The following is an 18,164-nucleotide window of genomic DNA, read 5'->3' as shown; positions in this document are numbered from 1 at the left end:
AAATCTCCTATGGGGAGGGTTGAAAGGCGGTAGGCGTCAGTTCCAGGTGTTTCCGGAGGTGGTGTGGGTCTGGCCGTGGCAGCTGAGCGCACAGCCACCCTGCCCCTGGGTGCTGGACGTGACGGTGTAGGTGAGCGCGCCGGTGGCCGGCTGCGAGCCGCCTCCGAACCGGATGGTGTCACTGGGGAACTGGTCGGCGGGTGAGCCGGTGACGGCTCCGCTGACCGCGGTGGTGTCGAGGTACTTGAAGTGGTTCTGGGCGCCCGGCTTGGCCTGCGTCATGTCATGGCAGTAGTCGCAGGTCTGGTTGTGGTCGGTTGGGTTGTTGTGCCGGCCCGTGGCGTCGTTGTACTGCGTGGGCGTGGAGGCGATCTTGTGGCAGGCCAGGCAGTAGGTGGTGGCATTCACGGCGAGCGTCCCCGTCTGCCAGCTGGGGGTTGCCTGGCCGCCATGGCAGCTCACGTTGGAGCAGGTCAGCGCGGCGGCGCTGAACCCGGCTGTGCCGGACTGGGCGTTGAAGGTGGCCACCATGGCCACCGGGGCCGGGGAGGTCGGCTGCGAGACGCGCGCGTTGGCGGCGTTGTAGTGCGTGAGGCTGCCTGCGCCGACACCGTTGTGACAGGTGTTGCAGCTTAAGAAGGTCCGCAGGCCCATGTGCTTGGCGTGAGCTCCGGCCAGGCTGGGGAAGGCCGTGCCCGTGGGGCCGGCGGGCAGGCCGGCCGCGCCCACGTGGCAGGAGAGGCAAGTCCCCGGGCCCTTCCCGGCGTCCAGGGGGGAGGCGGCCTGGTGGCACACGCTGCAAAGCGGCGCCCCCGACACGGGAGAGGTTCCGGCCACCGCGTGGCAGGAGGCGCAGTCCGCCGTGAACTGGGCCTGGGTCGCCGTCGTGTGGGTCGTGCCCGTGAACGGGACGGGATGGTTCGGCGCGGCGGGGCCGTTGGCATGGCATCCGACCGTGCCGTGGACGCCGTTGTCGAACGAGGCCGAGTAGCAGCTCGGAGCCGCGGGCAGGGGCGCGGTCCGGCCCTGGACGAGACCGTCATGGCAGGCCTGGCAGGCCGCGAGGTTGCCCGCGTTGCGATGCGAAGGCACATAGCCCGGGAAGGTCTGGACCGGATCCTGGTACCAGGTCGTGGAATGGGCGAAGGCCGCCGTGTGACAGGCGGAGCAGGCCGTCGACGCGGTGCCGCCATCGAACTTCGGAGTGCCGGGCGTGCCGTGGCAGCTCTGGCAGTAGAGCAGGTCCTGCTTGGCCTGGATCCCATGGAACGAGGGGCTCGTGGCATCCGTCCAGATGGGGCCGAGCGGATGGGGCGCGCCGGCGTTCGCGTGGCACAGGGTGGCGTTGTAGCAGCCGGGCTGCGTGCCCGCTGGGGCCGGCGCGGCCGGGTGCCCCGCGGGGTTGTTGGGGGAGCCCGGGTAGTGGCACTGGGCGCAGACCGCGGCGTTGGAGGGATCCGTGGTGGTGTGCGTGTGGAGCGATCCGGCGGAGAGGCGCCAGGGCTTGGCGGGGTGCGGCGCCTGGACCCCGTGGCAGGTCGCGCAGGCGTTCGCCGAACCGCCCCCGGAGAAGTCCTTCCCGTGGCAGATCTGGCAGGAGGCGAAGCTTCCGCCCGAAGGGCCCGCCGCCAGCTTTGCCCGCAGCCCGTGGAGATCCGCGTTCGCCCAGCCGGGCTGGGTGCCGTGGTGACAGGCTGAGGTCATGCAAGACGGCACGCCGCTGCCGACCTTCAGGACCGTCAGTTCGTGGCACTTGGCGCAGCTGCCCACATCGGCCATGGCCTTGCCGGCGTGCTCATTGATCCAGCCGGCCGGGTGGTAGTAGCCGTAGTACGTCACCGGATCGGTGGCCCCCTTTCCGCAACCGATCAGGGCGGCGGTCACCAGGAGAAGGACCACGCAAAGGCTCGTCCAGGCTGGGATCCTGCTCATGCTGGCACCTCCGGCGGCGGCCTGCGCCGCACGGAAGCCGGCGGCGGGAGGCTCAGAAAGAGGACAGGGGGAGGCTCGGATGGCCGGCTTCCCTGCCCGGGGATCCCCAGTGCCCCGGTCATGCGGGGATCCCGGGAAGGATTTGGATGATGAGGAACGATCTCCCGATCGCGGACCCATGTCGATACATCCAACGAATGTTGTTGTTAGGTCTTTAGATGTAAGACCGCCGCCGCGACTCGGACATCCCGAGATGGTCGCCGGATCTCCCGACGCTGGCTGTCGACATCCGCAGGAGCCTTCGAGATCCCTGGTTGCCCGCGCCTCGGGGATGGCCTAACCTGCTGCTTCCATGATCATGGGCTGGGCAGGTTTTCAGGGCTTCCGCAGAGGCTGGGCCGGATGGTGCGCCGCCGCCCTGTCGCTGGGGATCGCGATGCCCATGATGCTCATGGTGTCGATGATGCTCGTGGCGCCCACGCCCCTCGCAGCCCGCGACTCCGTCCGCGCCCAGCCTCCGGCCCAGGGCCATCGGCTCTGGCGGAACCAGCCGGGACTGGCCCAGGACACCGCCACGGCCCTGCTGGAGAGCCGGGACGGGTTCCTGTGGGTGGGCACCGAAGATGGTCTGGCCCGCTTCGATGGGGCCCGGTTCGATCGCCTGTCCCGCCGCGAGGCGCCCGCCTTCTCCCACAACGATGTGCGATGCTTGGCCGAAACCCCGGACGGCAGCCTCTGGATCGGCACCTCGCAACCAGGCCTCTTCCGCCTGAAGCAGGGCGTCTTCAGCGCCCTTGGTCCCGCGGAGGGCCTGCCCGACAGCCCCATCCTCCGTCTGGCCACGGACCCCCAGGGCGGCCTCTGGGCGGCCCCGGCCGAAGGCCCGCTGCTGCAACGGGTCGGGGAGCGGTTCCAGCCGGTCGCCTGTGATGCTGTCCACCTGCGGATCCAGGCCATGGCGACGGACTCCGGGGGCACGCTCTGGGTGGGGACGGCGGGATCGGGTCTCTGGCGAGTCCGGGACCGGCGACTGGAGCTGGTCGCCCTCTCGGCCGGCGACATCACGGCCCTCGAGCAGGACGCCGCCGGGACGCTGTGGGTGGGGACGCGGACCCAGGGACTGCTCACCTTCGCGGACGGTCGCCTGGGGCCTTCCAGCGGCCTGGGCGGCCTCCCCGCGCGAGCCATCACCACCCTCCGGGCAGACCGGGGCGGCGGCCTCTGGATCGGCACCGAACAGGCGGGTCTGTACCACCGGATGCGGGACGGCCGGCTGGAGACCGCGCCCGACGGGCCGCAGATCCGGTGGACCGTGCTCTGCCTGCTGGAAGACCGCGCCGGCACCCTGTGGGTGGGAAGCGAAGACCGCGGCCTCCGCGCGGCGGTCGCCGTCCCCTTCCAGGCCGTGCCGGTGAGGGGGCCCGAGCCCGAAGAGGCGGCCAGGATGGTCTGCCAGGACGCCTCGGGCACCGTCTGGTGCCTCACGGGAGACCAGGCCCTCGGCCAAGTCCGCGACGGCCGCATCGAACCGGTCGTCCTGACCGGGACCGTGGGGCCCGGGTCCATCTCCGCGCTGTGGCCCCGCACGAGTGGCGGCCTCTGGATGGGCACCCGGAAGGGGGGGCTGTTCATCCTCGAGGAAGGAAAGGCCCGGGCGGTGCCCTGGCAAGGCGGGCCGGAGCCTGACGAGATCCTCACCCTCTACGAAGACCCCGCCGGCGACCTGTGGATCGCCACGCCCCGTCAGGGGCTGCTGAGGCTCCAGTCCGGCGGAGCGCACCAGATCTTCCCGCTGGCCCGGGGCGTGGTGGCCATGGCCGGAGGCGGCCCGGAGCCGCTGTACGTGGCCAGTCCGTCCCAGGGGGTCGGGATCCTGGACACCGAGGGCCTCCACTGGTTCGGGGCCGCCCAGGGCCTGGCCTCCGCCGGCGCCCAGGCCCTGCACCTGGATGCCGCGGGCTCCCTCTGGGTGGGCACCCCGGACGGCCTGCGCCTCTTCCGCCATGACGCCTTCCAGGCGTTCACCGGTCCCGAGGGACTCCTGAAGACGGCCATCCACGCCATCCTCGAGGACGCGGACCAGAACCTATGGCTCAGCACCAGCCAAGGCGTGCTCCGCGTTCCCCGGCCAACCCTGAGCCGGGGTCTGCCTGCCTCCGGCCCCTCCTCCCTCGCCACCTTCGATCACTGGGACGGCCTGCCCGCCCGGGAGACCCACGGAGGCCCCCAGCCCGCCGCCTGGCTCACCCGTGAAGGCGAACTCTGGGTTCCCACCAGCCGGGGCATGGCCCATGCGGACACCCGCCGGCTGCCGCCGCCCCGGCCCCCCCTCCGCCTGTGCCTGGCGAAGGTGCTGAGCGACGAGTCGGCTCAGCCGGTCCAGGGGCCCCTGGTCCTGGCCCCGGGAAGCCATCGGCTGGAGATCCACTACACGGGCATCAGCCTCACGGGCGCCGAGAAGTTGCGGTTCCGGTACCGCATGGAGGGGATCGACCCCGGCTGGAACGAAGTGGGCGACCGGCGCTTCGCGGTGTACTCGAACCTGCCACCGGGCACGCGGCGCTTCCGTCTCCAGGCCTGGCGGCCCGGGGAGGAGGGTGCGCCGCAGGAGGTCTCCCTCGAGGTGAGGGTCCAGCCCTTCTTCCACCAGCGTCCTGTGTTCTGGGCCCTGTGCGCCCTGGCGGCCGGCCTCTTCGGATGGTGGCTGCTGCGCCTCCGCCTCCAGCAGGTGGAGGCCCGCTCCGCCGTGCTGGACGAGCGCAACCGCATGGCCCGGGAGATCCACGACCACCTGGCCCAGGGCTTCACGGGCGTGCTGCTCCAGCTCGAGGCCGCCGAGGCTGGCCTGAACCGCCTGGCAGGCGATCCCACCCCGGTGCTCACGCGCCTCGACCGGGCCCGCGAGCTGGCGGCCGCCAGCCTCCAGGAGGCGCGCCGATCGGTCATGGCCCTGAGTCCCCGCAAGCCCGAGGGAACCGACCTGCTGGGCGCCTTGCGCATCCTTTCCGATCGCCTCCTCGCGGGCACGGGGATCCGGGTGGAGTTGGCCCACACCGGAGAGCCGAGGCGCCTGGATGCCAAGCTGGAAGAGGAACTGCTGCGCATGGCCCAGGAGGCCCTCACCAACGCCCTCCGCCATGGCAAGGCCAAATGGGTCCGGGTGACTGTCCACTACAAGCGGCGGGAGGTGGGGCTGCGCGTCGAGGATGACGGCAAGGGCTTCGATCCCGCCGCCGGGGCCGCGGGCTATGGCCTCCGCAGCATTCGTGAAACCCTGGGCAAGCTCCGGGGCCACATTGATATCGACAGTGGACCGGGACGGGGCACCCGCATCACCATCATCCTGCCCCTCCGGAGATGGCGCCCATGACCATGACCTCTTCCGATCCCATCCGCCTGCTCATCGTGGACGACCATCCGGTGGTCCGCGACGGCCTGGTCGCCATCCTGCACCACGGGGAACCCGATCTCGAAGTGGTCGGCGAGGCCGGTGACGGCAAGGAGGCCGTGGCGGCCTGGCGCACCCTGCGTCCCACGGTCATCATCATGGACCTCCAGCTTCCCGGCCAGACGGGCGTGGAGGCCATCTCGGCCATCCGACGCGAGGATCCGGACGCGCGGATCCTGGTCCTCACCACCTTCGACGGCGATGCCGACATCCAGCGCGCCCTGGAGGCCGGAGCCCGGGGCTACCTGCTGAAGAGCATGCGGCGCGGCACGCTCATCGAGGCCGTCCGCGCCGTGGCCGCCGGGCAGCGGTACCTGCCTCCCGCCACGGCCGCCCGCCTGGTGGAGGGCATGGAATCCGAGCGTCTCACCGCCCGGGAGCTGGATGTGCTGCGCCTGCTGGCCCAGGGCCAGCGGAACCGCGAGATCGCGGATTCCCTCGGCCTGGCGGAACCCACGGTGAAGATCCACGTGAACAACCTGCTGCGCAAGCTCCAGGTGAAGGACCGCACCGAGGCGGCCATGGTGGCCCTCAAGCGCGGCATCATCCACCTGGATGGCTGACGCCTACTTCCGGAAGGTGAAGAACACGGCCCCCACGAGGCACAGCCCCGCCCAGAGGTGGTTGAGGTGCAGCCGTTCCCGCATCCAGGCCACCGTGAACACGGCGAACACCATCAACGTCACCACCTCCTGGATCACCTTCAGCTGGGGGAGGCTGAAGCGCCCGTAGCCGTAGCGGTTGGCGGGAACCATGAGGCAGTACTCGAAGAACGCGATGCCCCAGCTCGCCAGGATGGCGATCCAGAGCGGGCTGTCGCGGTGGTGCTTCAGGTGCCCGTACCAGGCGAAGGTCATGAAGATGTTGCTGAGGACGAGCAGGATGACCGTTCTCATCGGCCACCCTCCGAAGCCGCAACAATCGGGCTTGAGGTCTGAGCCCGCAGGGCGAAGAAGATGTTGCTGAGGACGAGCAGGAGGACGGTCCGCATGGCTCAAGCTTCAAGCACGCTCTGGATCTTGGCCAGCAGCTCTTTGGGGCCGTACGGCTTCTGGATGAAGCCCCGGAGCCCCTTGCCCACGAAGCGGCCCATGGCTTCGCTCTCGTTGTATCCCGAGCTCAGGATGACGCGGATGTCGGGCTGGAGGCGCCGCATCTCCCGGAAGGCATCCTCGCCGCCCATGCGGGGCATGGTCATGTCCAGGAGGACCACGCCGATGTCGGTTCCCCGGGTGCGCACCAGATCCACGGCCTCCTGGCCATCCTGGGCCTCCAGCACCTGGAGCCCCCGCTTCTCCAGGATCTGCCGGGCCACGATCCGCACGGTCTCGTCATCGTCCACGACCAGCACGAGGCCGTGGCCGGCCCAGGGGGCCTCTTCCACCATCACGGTGGCCTCGGTCTCCAGGTCGAGAGCCGGCAGGAGCACCTTGAACGTGGTGCCGTGCCCCACCTCGGAGTAGACGCGCAGGGCGCCCTTGTGGCCCCGGACGATGCCCATGATCGCTGAAAGCCCCAGGCCCCGGCCCGTGAACTTGGTGGTGAAGAAGGGCTCGAAGATCCGGCCCTGGGTTTCCGGGTCCATCCCGCAGCCCGTGTCGGCCACCTCCAGGTAGACGTAGGGGCCCGGCGCCACATCCTGCCCCACCAGCATGGTCTGGGCGGAGGTCGCGTCCAGGCGCTGGAGCCCCGTGGCGAGGGTGATCGTGCCGGAGGCCTCGCCGATGGCCTCGGCCGCGTTGATCACCAGGTTCATGATCACCTGCTGGATCTGGGAGGCGTCCGCGGAGACCGCCGGGAGGCCCTTCTTCAGGCTGAGGCTGAGCACCACGGTCTTGGGCAGGCTCACTTCCAGGAGGTGGAGCATCTCCTCCACCTGGACGCTGAGATCCAGGTTCCGGACCTCGAACCGCCCGCGGCCGGAGTAGGCGAGCATCTGGCGGGTCAGGTCCGCGGCCCGCTGCCCCGCTTTCTGGATGGCCTCGATGTTCCGCTTGGCGGGGTGCAGCGGGTTGAGCTGGTCCAGGGCCAGGCCCGCGTGCCCAAGGACGCCCATGAGCAGGTTGTTGAAGTCGTGGGCGATGCCGCCCGCCAGTACGCCCAGGCTTTCCATCTTCTGGGCCTGGAACAGCTGCCGCTCCAGGGTCCCGCGCTCCGTTTCGGCCCGCTTCTGCTCCGTGAGGTCCCGGAGGACAGCGTGGTAGATGTGCTGAGTCCCCAGGCGGTACTGGGTAATGGCCACGTCGCAGGGGATCTCCCGGCCGCTCGCGTGGAGCAGCACCCACTCGAAGCGGTTGCGGGTGCCGGCCTTCACCTCGGCCAGGAGCTCCAGCGCCGCCTCGCGGCTGGGCAGGCCCGAAGGTTGCCGGGCCGGGCTCAGCCGAGTGGGGTCCTGGCCGAGCAGGGCGGAACCAGGCCGCCCGAGCAGGTCCGTCGAGGCTCGGTTCACATCCTGGATCACGCCGTGGACCAGGAGGATGATGGGATCGGGCGATTGCTCGAACAGCCGGCGGAACCGCGCCTCCTCAGCCTCCAGGGCCTTCCGGGCCTGGAGCTGGTTCAGCACCAGGCCGGCGGTCTCCGCCAGGCTCTGCAGGGCCTCGAACTGTTCCTCGGAGAGTGCCACGTGGCCCTGATTCCCGAGGGAACCGCCGCTGAGCGACCCCACCACCGTGCCCTCATGGGCCAGAGGGAGGCCCACCCAGGTATGCAGGGGTCCCGGCCAGCCGGACCGGTTCGGCTCGACCGGGAGATCCTCCCACCGGCGGATGTGGACGGCCTTCTGCCGGAGGTAGACCCGCTCCAGGATGCGATCCCCATCCACCGGATCGGGTCGGCGGATGCTTTCCACCGTGCCATGGGCCTCGAGGCCGTGGGTCCAATGGGTGGTGCGGCACACCCGGGCCGAGGCGTCGAAGCGGTTGAACCACCACTCGGGAAGGGGGGCCAGCCGCCCGGCCCACTGGAACAGCTGGGCCACCAGGGTGTCCTCGTCCGCCGCTTCGGCCAGATCATGCGCGGCGCGGGCCAGGTCCCGGAAAAGAAGGGCCGTTTCCGCGAGCCGCGCCTCCGCCTGGATGCGCTCCAGCACCAGGGCGCTGACCCGGGCCAGGCCCTGGAGGGTCGCCAGCTCGCCCTCGCCGGGGTGGGCGGCCTCCTCGTGTCCGGGGCCGACACCGAAGAGCATCCCTCCAAGACGCCCCTCGTGGACCAGGGGAACGCCGACCAGGCTGCCCAGGCCCGCGGCCTCCACGAACCCGGGCGGCACCTTCCCGGGGATGGCGGCCGCATGCGCCAGGAAGACCGGGCGATGATGGTCGCAGATCTCCCGCATCAGGCCGGTTTCGAGAAGCGACAGGCGGGCCTCCCGGAGGGCGGCTTCGAGGCGCGGATCCAGGGGTGGGAGGGAGGCCGCCACGACCAGGGTCCGCTGGCCTTCCCGCTCCTCGATCTGGCCGACGAACCACTGGATGCGGGGCTGGATCTCCAGCGCCCGGCCGAGGAGCACCCGGAACACGTCCTCCCGGGTGCGGGCCAGGCTCAGGGAATAGCTGCCTTCCGCCAGGTGCCGGCGCAGCCCTGCGACACCCGCCTCCTCATCGATAGGGAGGGGATCGGAAGGGTTGGGCGGGAAAACGTCCAAGAGGAATCCGGCCTGTGGGTATGGTCTGCCAGGACTCTATCAGACGCCGTGCTCCCTACCGCGCGATTTCCACCGCGCGCAGCTCCCGCATGACCGTGACCTTGATCTGGCCGGGGTACTGCATCTCCGATTCGATGCGGCGGCTGACGTCCTTGGCGATCCAGTAGGCCTGGTCGTCGTTGACGGAGCCCGCGTCCACGAGGATGCGGATCTCGCGGCCCGCCTGCATGGCGTAGCTCTTCTGCACGCCCTTGTAGCTACCGGCGATCTCCTCGAGCTTCTCGAGGCGCTTCACGTAGGTCTCGAGCATCTCGCGGCGGGCGCCGGGGCGGGCGGCCGAGAGCGCATCCGCGGCGGTGATGAGCATGGCCTCCACCGTCCTGGGCTCGAAGTCGCCGTGGTGGCAGCTCATGGCGTGGATGACCTCCTCCTTCTCGCCGTAGCGCTGCATGAGCTGCATACCGATCTCGATGTGGGTGCCCTCCACCTCGCGGTCGATGGCCTTGCCGATGTCGTGGAAGAGGCCGGCCCGGCGGGCCAGCTTGGCGTTGGCCCCCATCTCGCCGGCCATGTACTCGGCGATGCGGGCCACCTCCTTGGTGTGCTCCAGCACGTTCTGGCCGTACGAGGTGCGGTAGTTCAGGCGGCCCACCAGCTTGTGCAGCTTGGGGTGGACATCGGGGAAGCCCAGCTCGATGCAGGCGGCCTCGCCGATCTCCTTGAGGTGCTGGTCCATGTCCACCTTGACCTTCTCCACCACCTCCTCGATACGGGCGGGATGGATGCGGCCGTCGGCCAGAAGCTTGAGGATGGCCTGGCGGGCCACCTCGCGGCGGATGGGATCGAAGCTGGAGACGACGATGCTCTCGGGCGTGTCGTCCACGATGAGGTCGCAGCCGGTGGCCTTCTCCAGGGCCCGGATGTTGCGGCCCTCGCGGCCGATGATGCGGCCCTTGAGGTCGTCGCTGGGCAGCTGCACGGAGCTCACGGCCTGCTCGGCCACCACGTCGGAGGCCACGCGCTGGATGGCGGCGCCGATGGTCCAGCGCGCCTTCTTGGCGGCCTCCTCCTGGGCCTCCTCCTCAATGCGGCGCACCAGCTTGGCGGCGTCCATCTTGGCGGCGTATTCGAGCTGGGCCGTCAGCTCCTTCTTGGCGTCCTCGCGGGTGAGGCCGGCGATCTCCTCCAGGCGCTGGGCCTGGGCCTCCACCAGCTGCTTGGCCTCGGCCTGCTTGGCCTCCAGCTTCTCCAGCTCGGCCTTGCGCTTCTCGTTGAGGGCGTCGAGATCCTTCGTCTTCTGGTCCACCTGCTGGAGCTTCTTGTCGAGCCCCTCCTCCTTGGTCTGGAGGCCGGTCTCCTTCGTGTGGAGCCGCTGCTCCTGCTTCTCCAGGTTGGCCTGGCGCTCGGCCAGCAGCTTTTCGGCCTCCTGGCGGGCCTGGAGGGCCTGCTCCTTGGCCTTCAGGGCGGATTCCTTGCGGAGGGCCTCGGCCTCCTGCTCGCCCCGCTCCCGGAGGCGCTGGGCCTCGCGGGCCGCCTCCTCCAGCAGCTTCTCGCGCTGGGCCTTCGTGTCGGCCTCCGCCCGGGCCTGGGCCTGGGAAGCCTCCTCCGTGGCCTTCTGGGCCCGCAGGGCCATCAGGAGCCCCACGCCGGCCGCGGCGAAGAAGAGGAAGAGGAATATCCAGCTGATCAGGTTCATGGGCGACTCCAGGGAATTGGGATCCGAAGAGCCACCAGCACCAGATGTGAAAGAAAATCCCCGCTCAGTCGTGGAGGCTTGCCGAGTTCCCTAGCTGGTAGGGGGGAAACCAGAGTCCCTGGCTAAGGCGCGCCGACGCGCGGAACGCACAGGACAGGGGGAAGGTCTCCCAGGTCGACTTACGGAACAAGCGCTTGGCCATGATCACGGGCCTCGCAGGGAAATCAGTCTCCGTCCTCGTCGAGGAAGGGCACGGGGGCGGAAGGTTCGTCCGGAACATCGTTCAGCAGCTTTGACAGAGTCTGTTCCAGGTTCTGGGTGTGCTGGTTGGCTTCCTGCTCGAGGCGCGCCACGCGGTGCGCCAGGTTCAGGGCGCCCAGGAGGTACCAGGACGGAGTGTCGAGGCCCTTCGGGACGCTTCCCCATCTTAGCTGGCATTGCGAGTCCATGTCTCGGAAGGTGTCCTCCAGGATCCGCACCGCCGCCGCCAGGGTCTCGGGCCGGTCCGTCTGGACCTGGAGCTCCCGCCCCAGGACCGACACCGTGGCGGCCCGGATCCCCGGCAGGGGCGGCTGGGACTTCATCCCAGGGCCTCCAGGGCCTGCAGGATGGCGGCCACCTGCGTCTTCACTGCCTCGCGGTCCTTCTCCAGGGCGGTCTTCTCGGCCAGGGCCTCCTCCAGCCGGGCCCGGAGGGACTGCAGCTCCTGCTCCCCGGCCGAGCCGGCGGTCTTCAGCGCATCCAGCTCTTCCTTCAGCTGGTTGCGCTGCTGCACCAGGGCATGCATCTTCGATTCGAGCTGTTTGAGCAGATCCATGGAGTCCTCTAGGGGGATTCTACGCCCGGAGCCTCTAGGCCCGCAGCTTGGCGCCGAGGGCCTCGGCGGCGGCCAGGGCCGAGGCCATCCAGCCGTCCACCTCGGAGCCCACCAAGGTGCGGTCCGCCTGGAAGCGCAGGCGCATCAGCCAGGCCTGACGGCCTTCGGGCAGGCTCTTGTGGCGGAAGACGTCCACGCAGCGCAGATCCTGGAGCACCTCTGCCGGGAGGACGCTCCGCATGGCCGCGGCCAGAGCCTCGTAGGACTGGCCCAGATCCACCAGGAGGGACAGGTCCCGCTCCACGGAGGGGAAGCGACTGAAGGGACGGAAGGCCGGGACGATCCGCTCCCCGGGCCGGGGCAGGTTCGCCACGGGAACCTCGAAGCCGAAGAGGCCTTCGCCCAGCATGCGCACCTCCGGCAGCGCCGCCAGCCCCAGGTCCCGGGCGATGCCGCTGAGGTCCGCCTCCCGTACGGGTCGGGCGGGGCTCAGGTAGTCCTCGCCCCCCAGGGTGCCGCCCCAGGCGAGGCCCAGGGTGAAGCGCTCCTCGGGCCCCTGGGAGCCGCTGATGTAGGTAGGCGCCACCTCGAAGAGGCGCACCTCCCGGGCTCCCCGGCGGAGGTTCTGCTCCGCCGCGTCCTTCAGGCTGAACAGGAGGGTCCCCCGCAGCACGGAGTACTCCTGTCCCAGCGGGTTGACCAGGGTGCGACCTTCGGGGGCGTTGTCCGGCGCCGCGAAGGCGGCATCGGCCTCGGGGCTGATGAAGCCGTAGGTGACGGTCTGGTGGAAGCCCAGGTGGGCCAGACGCCGGGCCAGGGCTTGGCGCAGGCGGTAGTCCGGCGACAGCCGCTGGGGCGGACCCTCCAGAGGCGGCAGCACCGAGGGGATGTGCTCGTAGCCCCGGAGGCGCAGCACCTCCTCCGCCAAGTCGTCGGGGATGGCCATGTCGTGACGCCAGGTGGGGGGCTGGACGGTCAGGGTGTCGGAACCGGCCTTCACGACGCAGCCCAGGCGCGTCAGCGCCTCGGCCGCCTCGGCCAGGGTCAGCGGTTCGCCAGCCACACGCACGAGCATGGCCTCGGACAGGGCCACGGATGAAGCGTGAGCCGGCAGGGCGCCGGCGGTCCAGGCCCCCTCCAGGGTGGCCCCGGCCCAGGTGCGGAGGCGGTCCACCAGGAGGTCCCGGGCCACGGTGGCCATGGCTGGATCCGCCCCGCGGCCGAAGCGGTGGGAGGCGTCCGTGTGCAGGCTGTGGCGGCGGGCCGTGGCCCGCACGGTCTTGGGATCGAACCAGGCGCTCTCCAGCAGCACGCGGCGGGTGGCTTCGGTCACCTTGGTGCCGTCGCCGCCCATGACCCCCGCCAGGGCGATGGGACCGGCCTCGTCGGCGATGACGAGGTCCTGGGCCAGGAGAGTGCGGGTCACGCCATCCAGCGTCACCAGCTTCTCTCCGGAGATGGCCCAGCGCACGGAGACGGCGCCCTGGATGCGGTCCGCGTCGAAGGCGTGGGTGGGATGGCCGTAGCGGTGCAGCAGCTCGTTGGAGGCGTCCACCGCGGGCAGGCCCTTGGCGGAGGCGTCGAGAGCCCGCAGGAAGGCCTGCGCGTCGGCCGGGGTTCCGCCCGTCCCCAGGCTCAACAAGGCCGTGGCGTACAGGGGGCAGGCCGGGCTCTCCAGGCGCACGGGGACCTGCGGCGCGCCTTCCGCCACCGGGGGCGGGGCCAAGGGCGCCAGGGGCTGGCGCAGCTTCGCCGCCACCTCGCGGGCCATGCCGCGGTGGGACATGGCGTCGCCGCGGTTGGCGGTGATGTCCACGTCCAGCACGTCCGTGCCTTCACGGGAGGCCACGCCATCCACGGGGAAGCCGAGGGAGGCCAGCAGCTCGCAGAGCTGGCGCGTGTCCAGGGCCGCGGCTGCGGGAATTTCAGCGGCGAGGGCCTTGCGTTCGATCCACATCAGTCGAGCCCTCCCATGGCCCCGAGGAAGCGCTGGTCGTTCTCGAAGAACAGCCGCAGGTCCGGCGTCTGGCTCAGCATCATGGCCATACGCTCCACGCCCATGCCGAAGGCCCAACCTGACCATTCCTCGGGGTCGATGCCCGCGTACTTGAGCACGTTCGGATGGAGGAGGCCCGCTCCCAGGATCTCCACCCAGCCCGAGCCCTTGCACACGCGGCAGCCCTTGGCGTCGCAGAGCGGGCAGCTCACGTCCACCTCGCAGCCCGGCTCCACGAAGGGGAAGTACGAAGGCCGCAGGCGGATCTCCGTGTGGGAGCCGAACAGCGCCCGCAGCGCGTATTCCAGCGTGCCCTTGAGGTGCTGCATGCCGATGCCGTGACCCACGAGCATGCCCTCCACCTGGTGGAACATGGGGCTGTGGGTGGGATCGATCTCGTCCTTGCGGTAGACGCGACCGGGGGCCAGGAAGCGGATGCCGCCGAGCTTCTGGAGGTCCGGCGCCGCGCGCAGGAGCGTACGCACCTGCACGGGGCTGGTGTGCGTGCGGAGCAGCAGCTCCGGGTGGGCCGCGAGGTAGAAGGTGTCAGCGCTGCCGCGGGCCGGGTGGTCCTCGGGGATGTTCAGGCCGTCGAAGTTGTGGGCCTCGGTCTCGACCTCCGGGCCCTCCTCCACATGAAAGCCCAGGGGGCGGAAGACCTCCACCAGGCGGTCCATGAGGCGGTTCAGGGGATGCAGCGCCCCGCGGGCGGGCACGGGTGGCGGAAGGGCGGGATCCCAGCTCGAGGCCAGCGCGTTCAGGTTCTTCTTCGCGGCCTCCAGGCCCGTCTGGCGGACCTTCAGCCCTTCCTCCCAGCGCTGCTTGAGGCCGTTGATGGCGGCGCCCAGGTCGCGCTTCTGCTCCTTGGGCGCGGCCTTCAGCAGGTCCATGAGGCGCGCGGCGTGGCTGCCCTCGCGGCCCACGTAGGCGCCTTTCAGGCGCAGGAGGGCATCCAGGTCGGCGCAGGCGGCCAGGGCCACCGGGAAGGCGCGGTCCGCCTCGAGAATCTCGGCTGGAAGCAGGTGGTCCATGGATCCCTCGGGAGAGGTGTCTCAAAACAAGGGAAGGCCGCTCGCGCGGCCTTCCGGGTGTCTGCGATGGATGTTCGCGATCAGCCCTTGGCCACGGCCACGAGCTTAGTAAACGCTTCAGGGTTGCGCACGGCGAGATCCGCGAGGATCTTGCGGTCCAGATCCACGGAGGCCTTCTTCAGGCCGCCCATGAACTTGGAGTAGCTGGTGCCGTTCTGCGTGCAGGCGGCGCTGATGCGCACCACCCACAGGCGGCGGAAGTCGCGCTTCTTGACCTTGCGGTCGCGGTAGCCGTAACCGAGGGCCTTCTCGACGGCTTCCTTGGCGGAGCGGTACAGCCGCGACTTGGCGCCGTAGAAGCCCTTCGCGAACTTCATCATCCGCTTGCGGCGCTGGGCCCGCTTAAAACCACGCTTTACACGAGTCATCTTGATTCCTTTCCTCGAGGCAGCTCAGAACGAGCGTTTGAAGGCCTCATCGGGGGTGGCCTCAGCCACCGGGTTGAACTGACGATTCTAGAACCGCCAGGGTGGAAATCCAAGCTCCAAGCAGGCTGCGCCTGCGCGGAGCGTGGGGGCCAGGAGGTGTGCGCGCAGCGCGGAACCCCCTGACAACATCAATCACGCGTAGGGCAGCATCGCCGCGACGGCCTTCTGGTCGGCCTTGGCCACCATCCCGCCCATGTCCAGCTGACGCTTCCGCTTGGCGGTCTTCTTCGTCAGGATGTGGCGCTGGTGCGAGCAGCCGCGCTTGAACTTGCCGCCGGCGGTCTTCTTGAAACGCTTCTGGGCGCCCTTGTGGCTCTTGATCTTGTAGCTCATGGCTTCCTCACTGGATCTTGGCTTCGGTTTCAGGGGTTTCCGGCTGGGCCGGCTTGGGCTTCTTGGGGGCCTTGGGGACTTCGATGATCCGGGGGGCGAGGATGGCGTGCATGTCGCGTCCATCGATGCCGGCGCCTTTCTCGACGATGGCCTTGTCGCCGACCCGGCGGATGACTTCCTCGATGATCCGGTAGCCGATGTCGCGATGGACGACTTCACGTCCGCGGAACATGACCACCACCTTGACTTTGTCTTCTTCCTCCAGGAACCGCAGGATGTGCTTCATCTTGAAGTCGAAGTCGTGGTCGTCGGTCTTGGGGCGGAACTTCACTTCCTTGACCACGATGTTCTTCTGCTTGGCCCGGGCCGCGTGCTCCCGCTTCGCCTCCATGAACTTGTACTTGCCGTAGTCCATGATCCTGCAGACGGGCGGATTCGCGTTCCCGGCCACTTCCACCAGGTCAAGGCCGCGCTCTTCCGCGATCCGGATGGCCTGGTGAGGGGGCATCACGCCGAGCTGTTCGCCATCTTCGGAAATGACGCGGACCTCGGGGGCCCGGATGCCGTCGTTGATGCGGGTCTCGTTCGGACGAATGGTTCCTCCCCTAGTTGCACAAGGACAAAAAGTCTATCACTTGGATGGATTCGTGCCAAGCAAGGAAAACCGGCTCAGCGCTGTCGCTCCTGGACTTCGGTGGCGAGCCCCTTGAGGAAGCCCTCCAGGGGCTGGACACCCAGGTCCCCCCGGTGGCGATGCCGCACGGACACCGTGCCGGCTTCCGCCTCGCGATCCCCGATGACCAGCATGTAGGGCACCTTGGCCAGCTGGGCCTCGCGGATCTTGGCCTTCAGGCTCTCGTTGCGGAGGTCGACTTCGGCCCGGAGGCCCAGGGCCTTCGCCTGCGCCGCGGCCTCTGTGGAGAAGGCGTGGGCCCGGTCAGTGATGGGCAGGATGGTCACCTGCACAGGCGCGAGCCACGCGGGGAAGGCACCGGCAGTGTGCTCCACCAGGATGCCCATGAAGCGCTCCAGGCTGCCCAGGATGGCGCGATGCAGCATGACGGGACGCCCCTCGGCACCGTCGGCCTTCGTGTACTTCAGGTCGAAGCGCTCCGGCAGCATGTAGTCCACCTGGAGGGTGCCCAGCTGCCAGGGCCGCTTGAGGGCATCCAGGATCTGGAACTCGATCTTGGGACCGTAGAAAGCCCCCTCGCCGGGGTTCAGTGTGTAGGGCATGCCCGCCTCATCCAGGGCCTCGCCCAGGGCCTTCTCGGCCGCATCCCAGATCTCGTCCGAGCCCAGGCGCTTCTCAGGCCGGGTGGAGAGGGCCACGCGCATCCCCTCGAAGCCGAAGGTGTCATAGACCTCCTTCAGCAGCGCCAGGAAGGCGGCCATCTCCTCCTTGATCTGCTCGGGGGCGCAGTAGATGTGGGCGTCATCCTGGCAGAAGGTGCGCACACGGGTGAGGCCATGGGTCACGCCGCTGCGCTCGTAGCGGTGCAGGCGGCCGAAGTCCGCGTAGCGGATGGGCAGGTCCCGGTAGCTGTGCTTGTGGCTGCCGAACATGATGCAGTGGCCCGGGCAGTTCATGGGCTTCAGCGCGTACTCCCGCTCCTCGGCGGTGGTGAAGTACATGTTCTCGGCGTAGTTCTCGTAGTGGCCACTGGTCTTCCAGAGGGCCACGTCCAGCACCTGTGGGGTGATCACCTCGTCGTACCCGTACTTGAAGTACAGCTCGCGCATGTAGGTCACCAGCTCGTTGTAGACCTGGGCGCCCTTGGGATGGAAGAAAGGCGAGGCCGGTGCCTCCGGATGGAATGAGTAGAGGCCCAGCTCCTTGCCCAGCTTGCGATGGTCGCGTGCCTTGGCCTCCTCCAGGCGCTTCAGGTGTTCGTCGAGCTCCTTCTGGGTGTGGAAGGCGGTGCCGTAGATGCGGCTGAGCATCTGGTTCTTCTCGTCGCCCTTCCAGTAGGCGCCCGCGATACTGAGCAGCTTGAAGGCCTTCAGCTTCGAGGTGTTGGGCACGTGGGGGCCTCGGCAGAGGTCGTAGAAGTCACCCTGCTTGTAGCCGCTGATGATGTCGCCTGCGGGAATGCCCGAGACGACCTCGACCTTGAGGGGTTCGCCCATGGCCTGGAACCGGGCCACGGCGGCATCCCGGCCGAGATCCTCGCGCTCGACCTCGACGCCCTCGGCCACGATCTTCCGCATCTCCGCCTCGATGACCGGCAGGTCCTCGGGGGTGAAGGGCTTGTCCACCCAGAAGTCATAGTAGAAGCCGTCCTCGATGACGGGGCCGATGCCCACCCGTGCCCCAGGGTAGAGGCGCTTCACGGCGTGGGCCAGGAGGTGGGCGGTGGAGTGACGAATCAGCTCCAGGCTCTCGGGACTCTTGCTGGTGACGATCTCGACCTTCGCCCCGTTCGCCAGGGGCGCCTTCAGGTCCACTAGGCGGCCGTCCATCTTGATGGCCAGGGCCGCGTCCAGCAGGCGGGCCCCGATGCCGGCGGCCAGCTCGGTCCCGGTGGCCCCCTCGGGCAGCTGCCGGAGGGAGTCGTCAGGAAGGCGGACCTCGATGGACATGGATGCCTCGAAATAGGAGAAGAATTTTATCAGTAAAACGGCTCCGGGCCATCAATTGTGATGGCCCGGAGGGGATTTAACGTCGCAGCGACCTACTTTTCCACTCCTGTGGGGAGCAGTATCATCGGCCCTCCAGGTCTTAACGGCCGTGTTCGGGATGGGAACGGGTGTGACCCCTGGGGAAAAGCCGCGACGAA

General features: G+C 69.2%; 14 protein-coding genes and 1 rRNA gene. 2 read left to right on the top strand and 13 right to left on the bottom strand.

Annotation, left to right across the window (positions count from 1 at the left end):
• Positions 1 to 36: 36 nt before the first annotated feature.
• Positions 37 to 1,932 carry a CxxxxCH/CxxCH domain-containing protein gene (locus MLG87_RS12305; RefSeq protein ID WP_243295469.1) on the bottom strand — a complete coding sequence of 632 codons (1,896 nt, stop codon included), beginning with the start codon at positions 1,930 to 1,932 and terminating at the stop codon, positions 37 to 39.
• Positions 1,933 to 2,368: 436 nt separating this feature from the next.
• Here MLG87_RS12305 and MLG87_RS12300 point away from each other — a divergent pair, with 436 nt between their 5' ends.
• Together MLG87_RS12300 and MLG87_RS12295 are read left to right on the top strand one after the other, a co-directional pair.
• Entirely contained in the window at positions 2,369 to 5,302 is a 2,934-nt protein-coding gene (locus MLG87_RS12300) for a sensor histidine kinase (protein WP_243295468.1), read from the top strand.
• The gene (locus tag MLG87_RS12295; RefSeq protein ID WP_243295467.1) at positions 5,299 to 5,943 is read left to right on the top strand and encodes a response regulator; all 645 of its coding nucleotides are present in this window, start codon (positions 5,299 to 5,301) and stop codon (positions 5,941 to 5,943) included. The genes MLG87_RS12300 and MLG87_RS12295 overlap by 4 nt, the downstream gene beginning before the upstream one ends.
• Before the next feature lie 3 nt (positions 5,944 to 5,946).
• Here MLG87_RS12295 and MLG87_RS12290 read toward each other — a convergent pair whose 3' ends face one another.
• From MLG87_RS12290 to rrf, 12 genes are all read right to left on the bottom strand, one after another.
• The gene (locus MLG87_RS12290) at positions 5,947 to 6,276 is read right to left on the bottom strand and encodes a DMT family protein (RefSeq protein WP_243295466.1); all 330 of its coding nucleotides are present in this window, start codon (positions 6,274 to 6,276) and stop codon (positions 5,947 to 5,949) included.
• A 98-nt stretch (positions 6,277 to 6,374) separates the two neighbouring features.
• Positions 6,375 to 9,023: a response regulator gene (locus MLG87_RS12285; protein WP_243295465.1), complete on the bottom strand. Its 2,649-nt coding sequence runs from the start codon at positions 9,021 to 9,023 to the stop codon at positions 6,375 to 6,377.
• Positions 9,024 to 9,078: 55 nt separating this feature from the next.
• Positions 9,079 to 10,719 carry a ribonuclease Y gene (rny, locus tag MLG87_RS12280; protein ID WP_243295464.1) on the bottom strand — a complete coding sequence of 547 codons (1,641 nt, stop codon included), beginning with the start codon at positions 10,717 to 10,719 and terminating at the stop codon, positions 9,079 to 9,081.
• 224 nt (positions 10,720 to 10,943) lie between these two features.
• Positions 10,944 to 11,303, bottom strand: coding sequence for a cell division protein ZapA (locus MLG87_RS12275; RefSeq protein WP_243295463.1), 360 nt, complete (start codon positions 11,301 to 11,303; stop codon positions 10,944 to 10,946).
• The gene (gene zapB, locus MLG87_RS12270) at positions 11,300 to 11,536 is read right to left on the bottom strand and encodes a cell division protein ZapB (RefSeq protein WP_243295462.1); all 237 of its coding nucleotides are present in this window, start codon (positions 11,534 to 11,536) and stop codon (positions 11,300 to 11,302) included. The genes MLG87_RS12275 and zapB overlap by 4 nt, the downstream gene beginning before the upstream one ends.
• 34 nt (positions 11,537 to 11,570) lie before the next feature.
• Positions 11,571 to 13,493 (bottom strand): phenylalanine--tRNA ligase subunit beta, encoded by a 1,923-nt coding sequence (locus tag MLG87_RS12265; protein ID WP_243295461.1) that lies wholly within the window; start codon positions 13,491 to 13,493, stop codon positions 11,571 to 11,573.
• Entirely contained in the window at positions 13,493 to 14,563 is a 1,071-nt protein-coding gene (gene pheS / locus MLG87_RS12260) for a phenylalanine--tRNA ligase subunit alpha (protein WP_243295460.1), read from the bottom strand. Before pheS ends, MLG87_RS12265 begins: the two co-directional genes overlap by 1 nt.
• 80 nt (positions 14,564 to 14,643) lie before the next feature.
• Positions 14,644 to 14,991: a 50S ribosomal protein L20 gene (gene rplT, locus MLG87_RS12255; protein ID WP_026853513.1), complete on the bottom strand. Its 348-nt coding sequence runs from the start codon at positions 14,989 to 14,991 to the stop codon at positions 14,644 to 14,646.
• Positions 14,992 to 15,183: 192 nt separating this feature from the next.
• Positions 15,184 to 15,384: a 50S ribosomal protein L35 gene (rpmI, locus tag MLG87_RS12250; RefSeq protein WP_026853512.1), complete on the bottom strand. Its 201-nt coding sequence runs from the start codon at positions 15,382 to 15,384 to the stop codon at positions 15,184 to 15,186.
• A 7-nt stretch (positions 15,385 to 15,391) separates the two neighbouring features.
• Complete coding sequence (gene infC, locus MLG87_RS12245; RefSeq protein WP_341482279.1) at positions 15,392 to 15,958, bottom strand: translation initiation factor IF-3; 567 nt, start codon at positions 15,956 to 15,958, stop codon at positions 15,392 to 15,394.
• A 95-nt stretch (positions 15,959 to 16,053) separates the two neighbouring features.
• On the bottom strand, positions 16,054 to 17,967 hold the full coding sequence (thrS, locus tag MLG87_RS12240) for a threonine--tRNA ligase (protein ID WP_243295459.1): 1,914 nt from the start codon (positions 17,965 to 17,967) through the stop codon (positions 16,054 to 16,056).
• Between the two features lie 79 nt (positions 17,968 to 18,046).
• A 5S ribosomal RNA gene (rrf, locus tag MLG87_RS12235) occupies positions 18,047 to 18,162 on the bottom strand.
• Positions 18,163 to 18,164 lie beyond the last annotated feature (2 nt).

The organism is Geothrix mesophila (assembly GCF_022808835.1).
GTDB lineage: Bacteria > Acidobacteriota > Holophagae > Holophagales > Holophagaceae > Geothrix > Geothrix paludis.
Note: the sequence above shows the minus strand (reverse complement) of the source record. Positions and strands in the feature narration are given on the sequence as shown.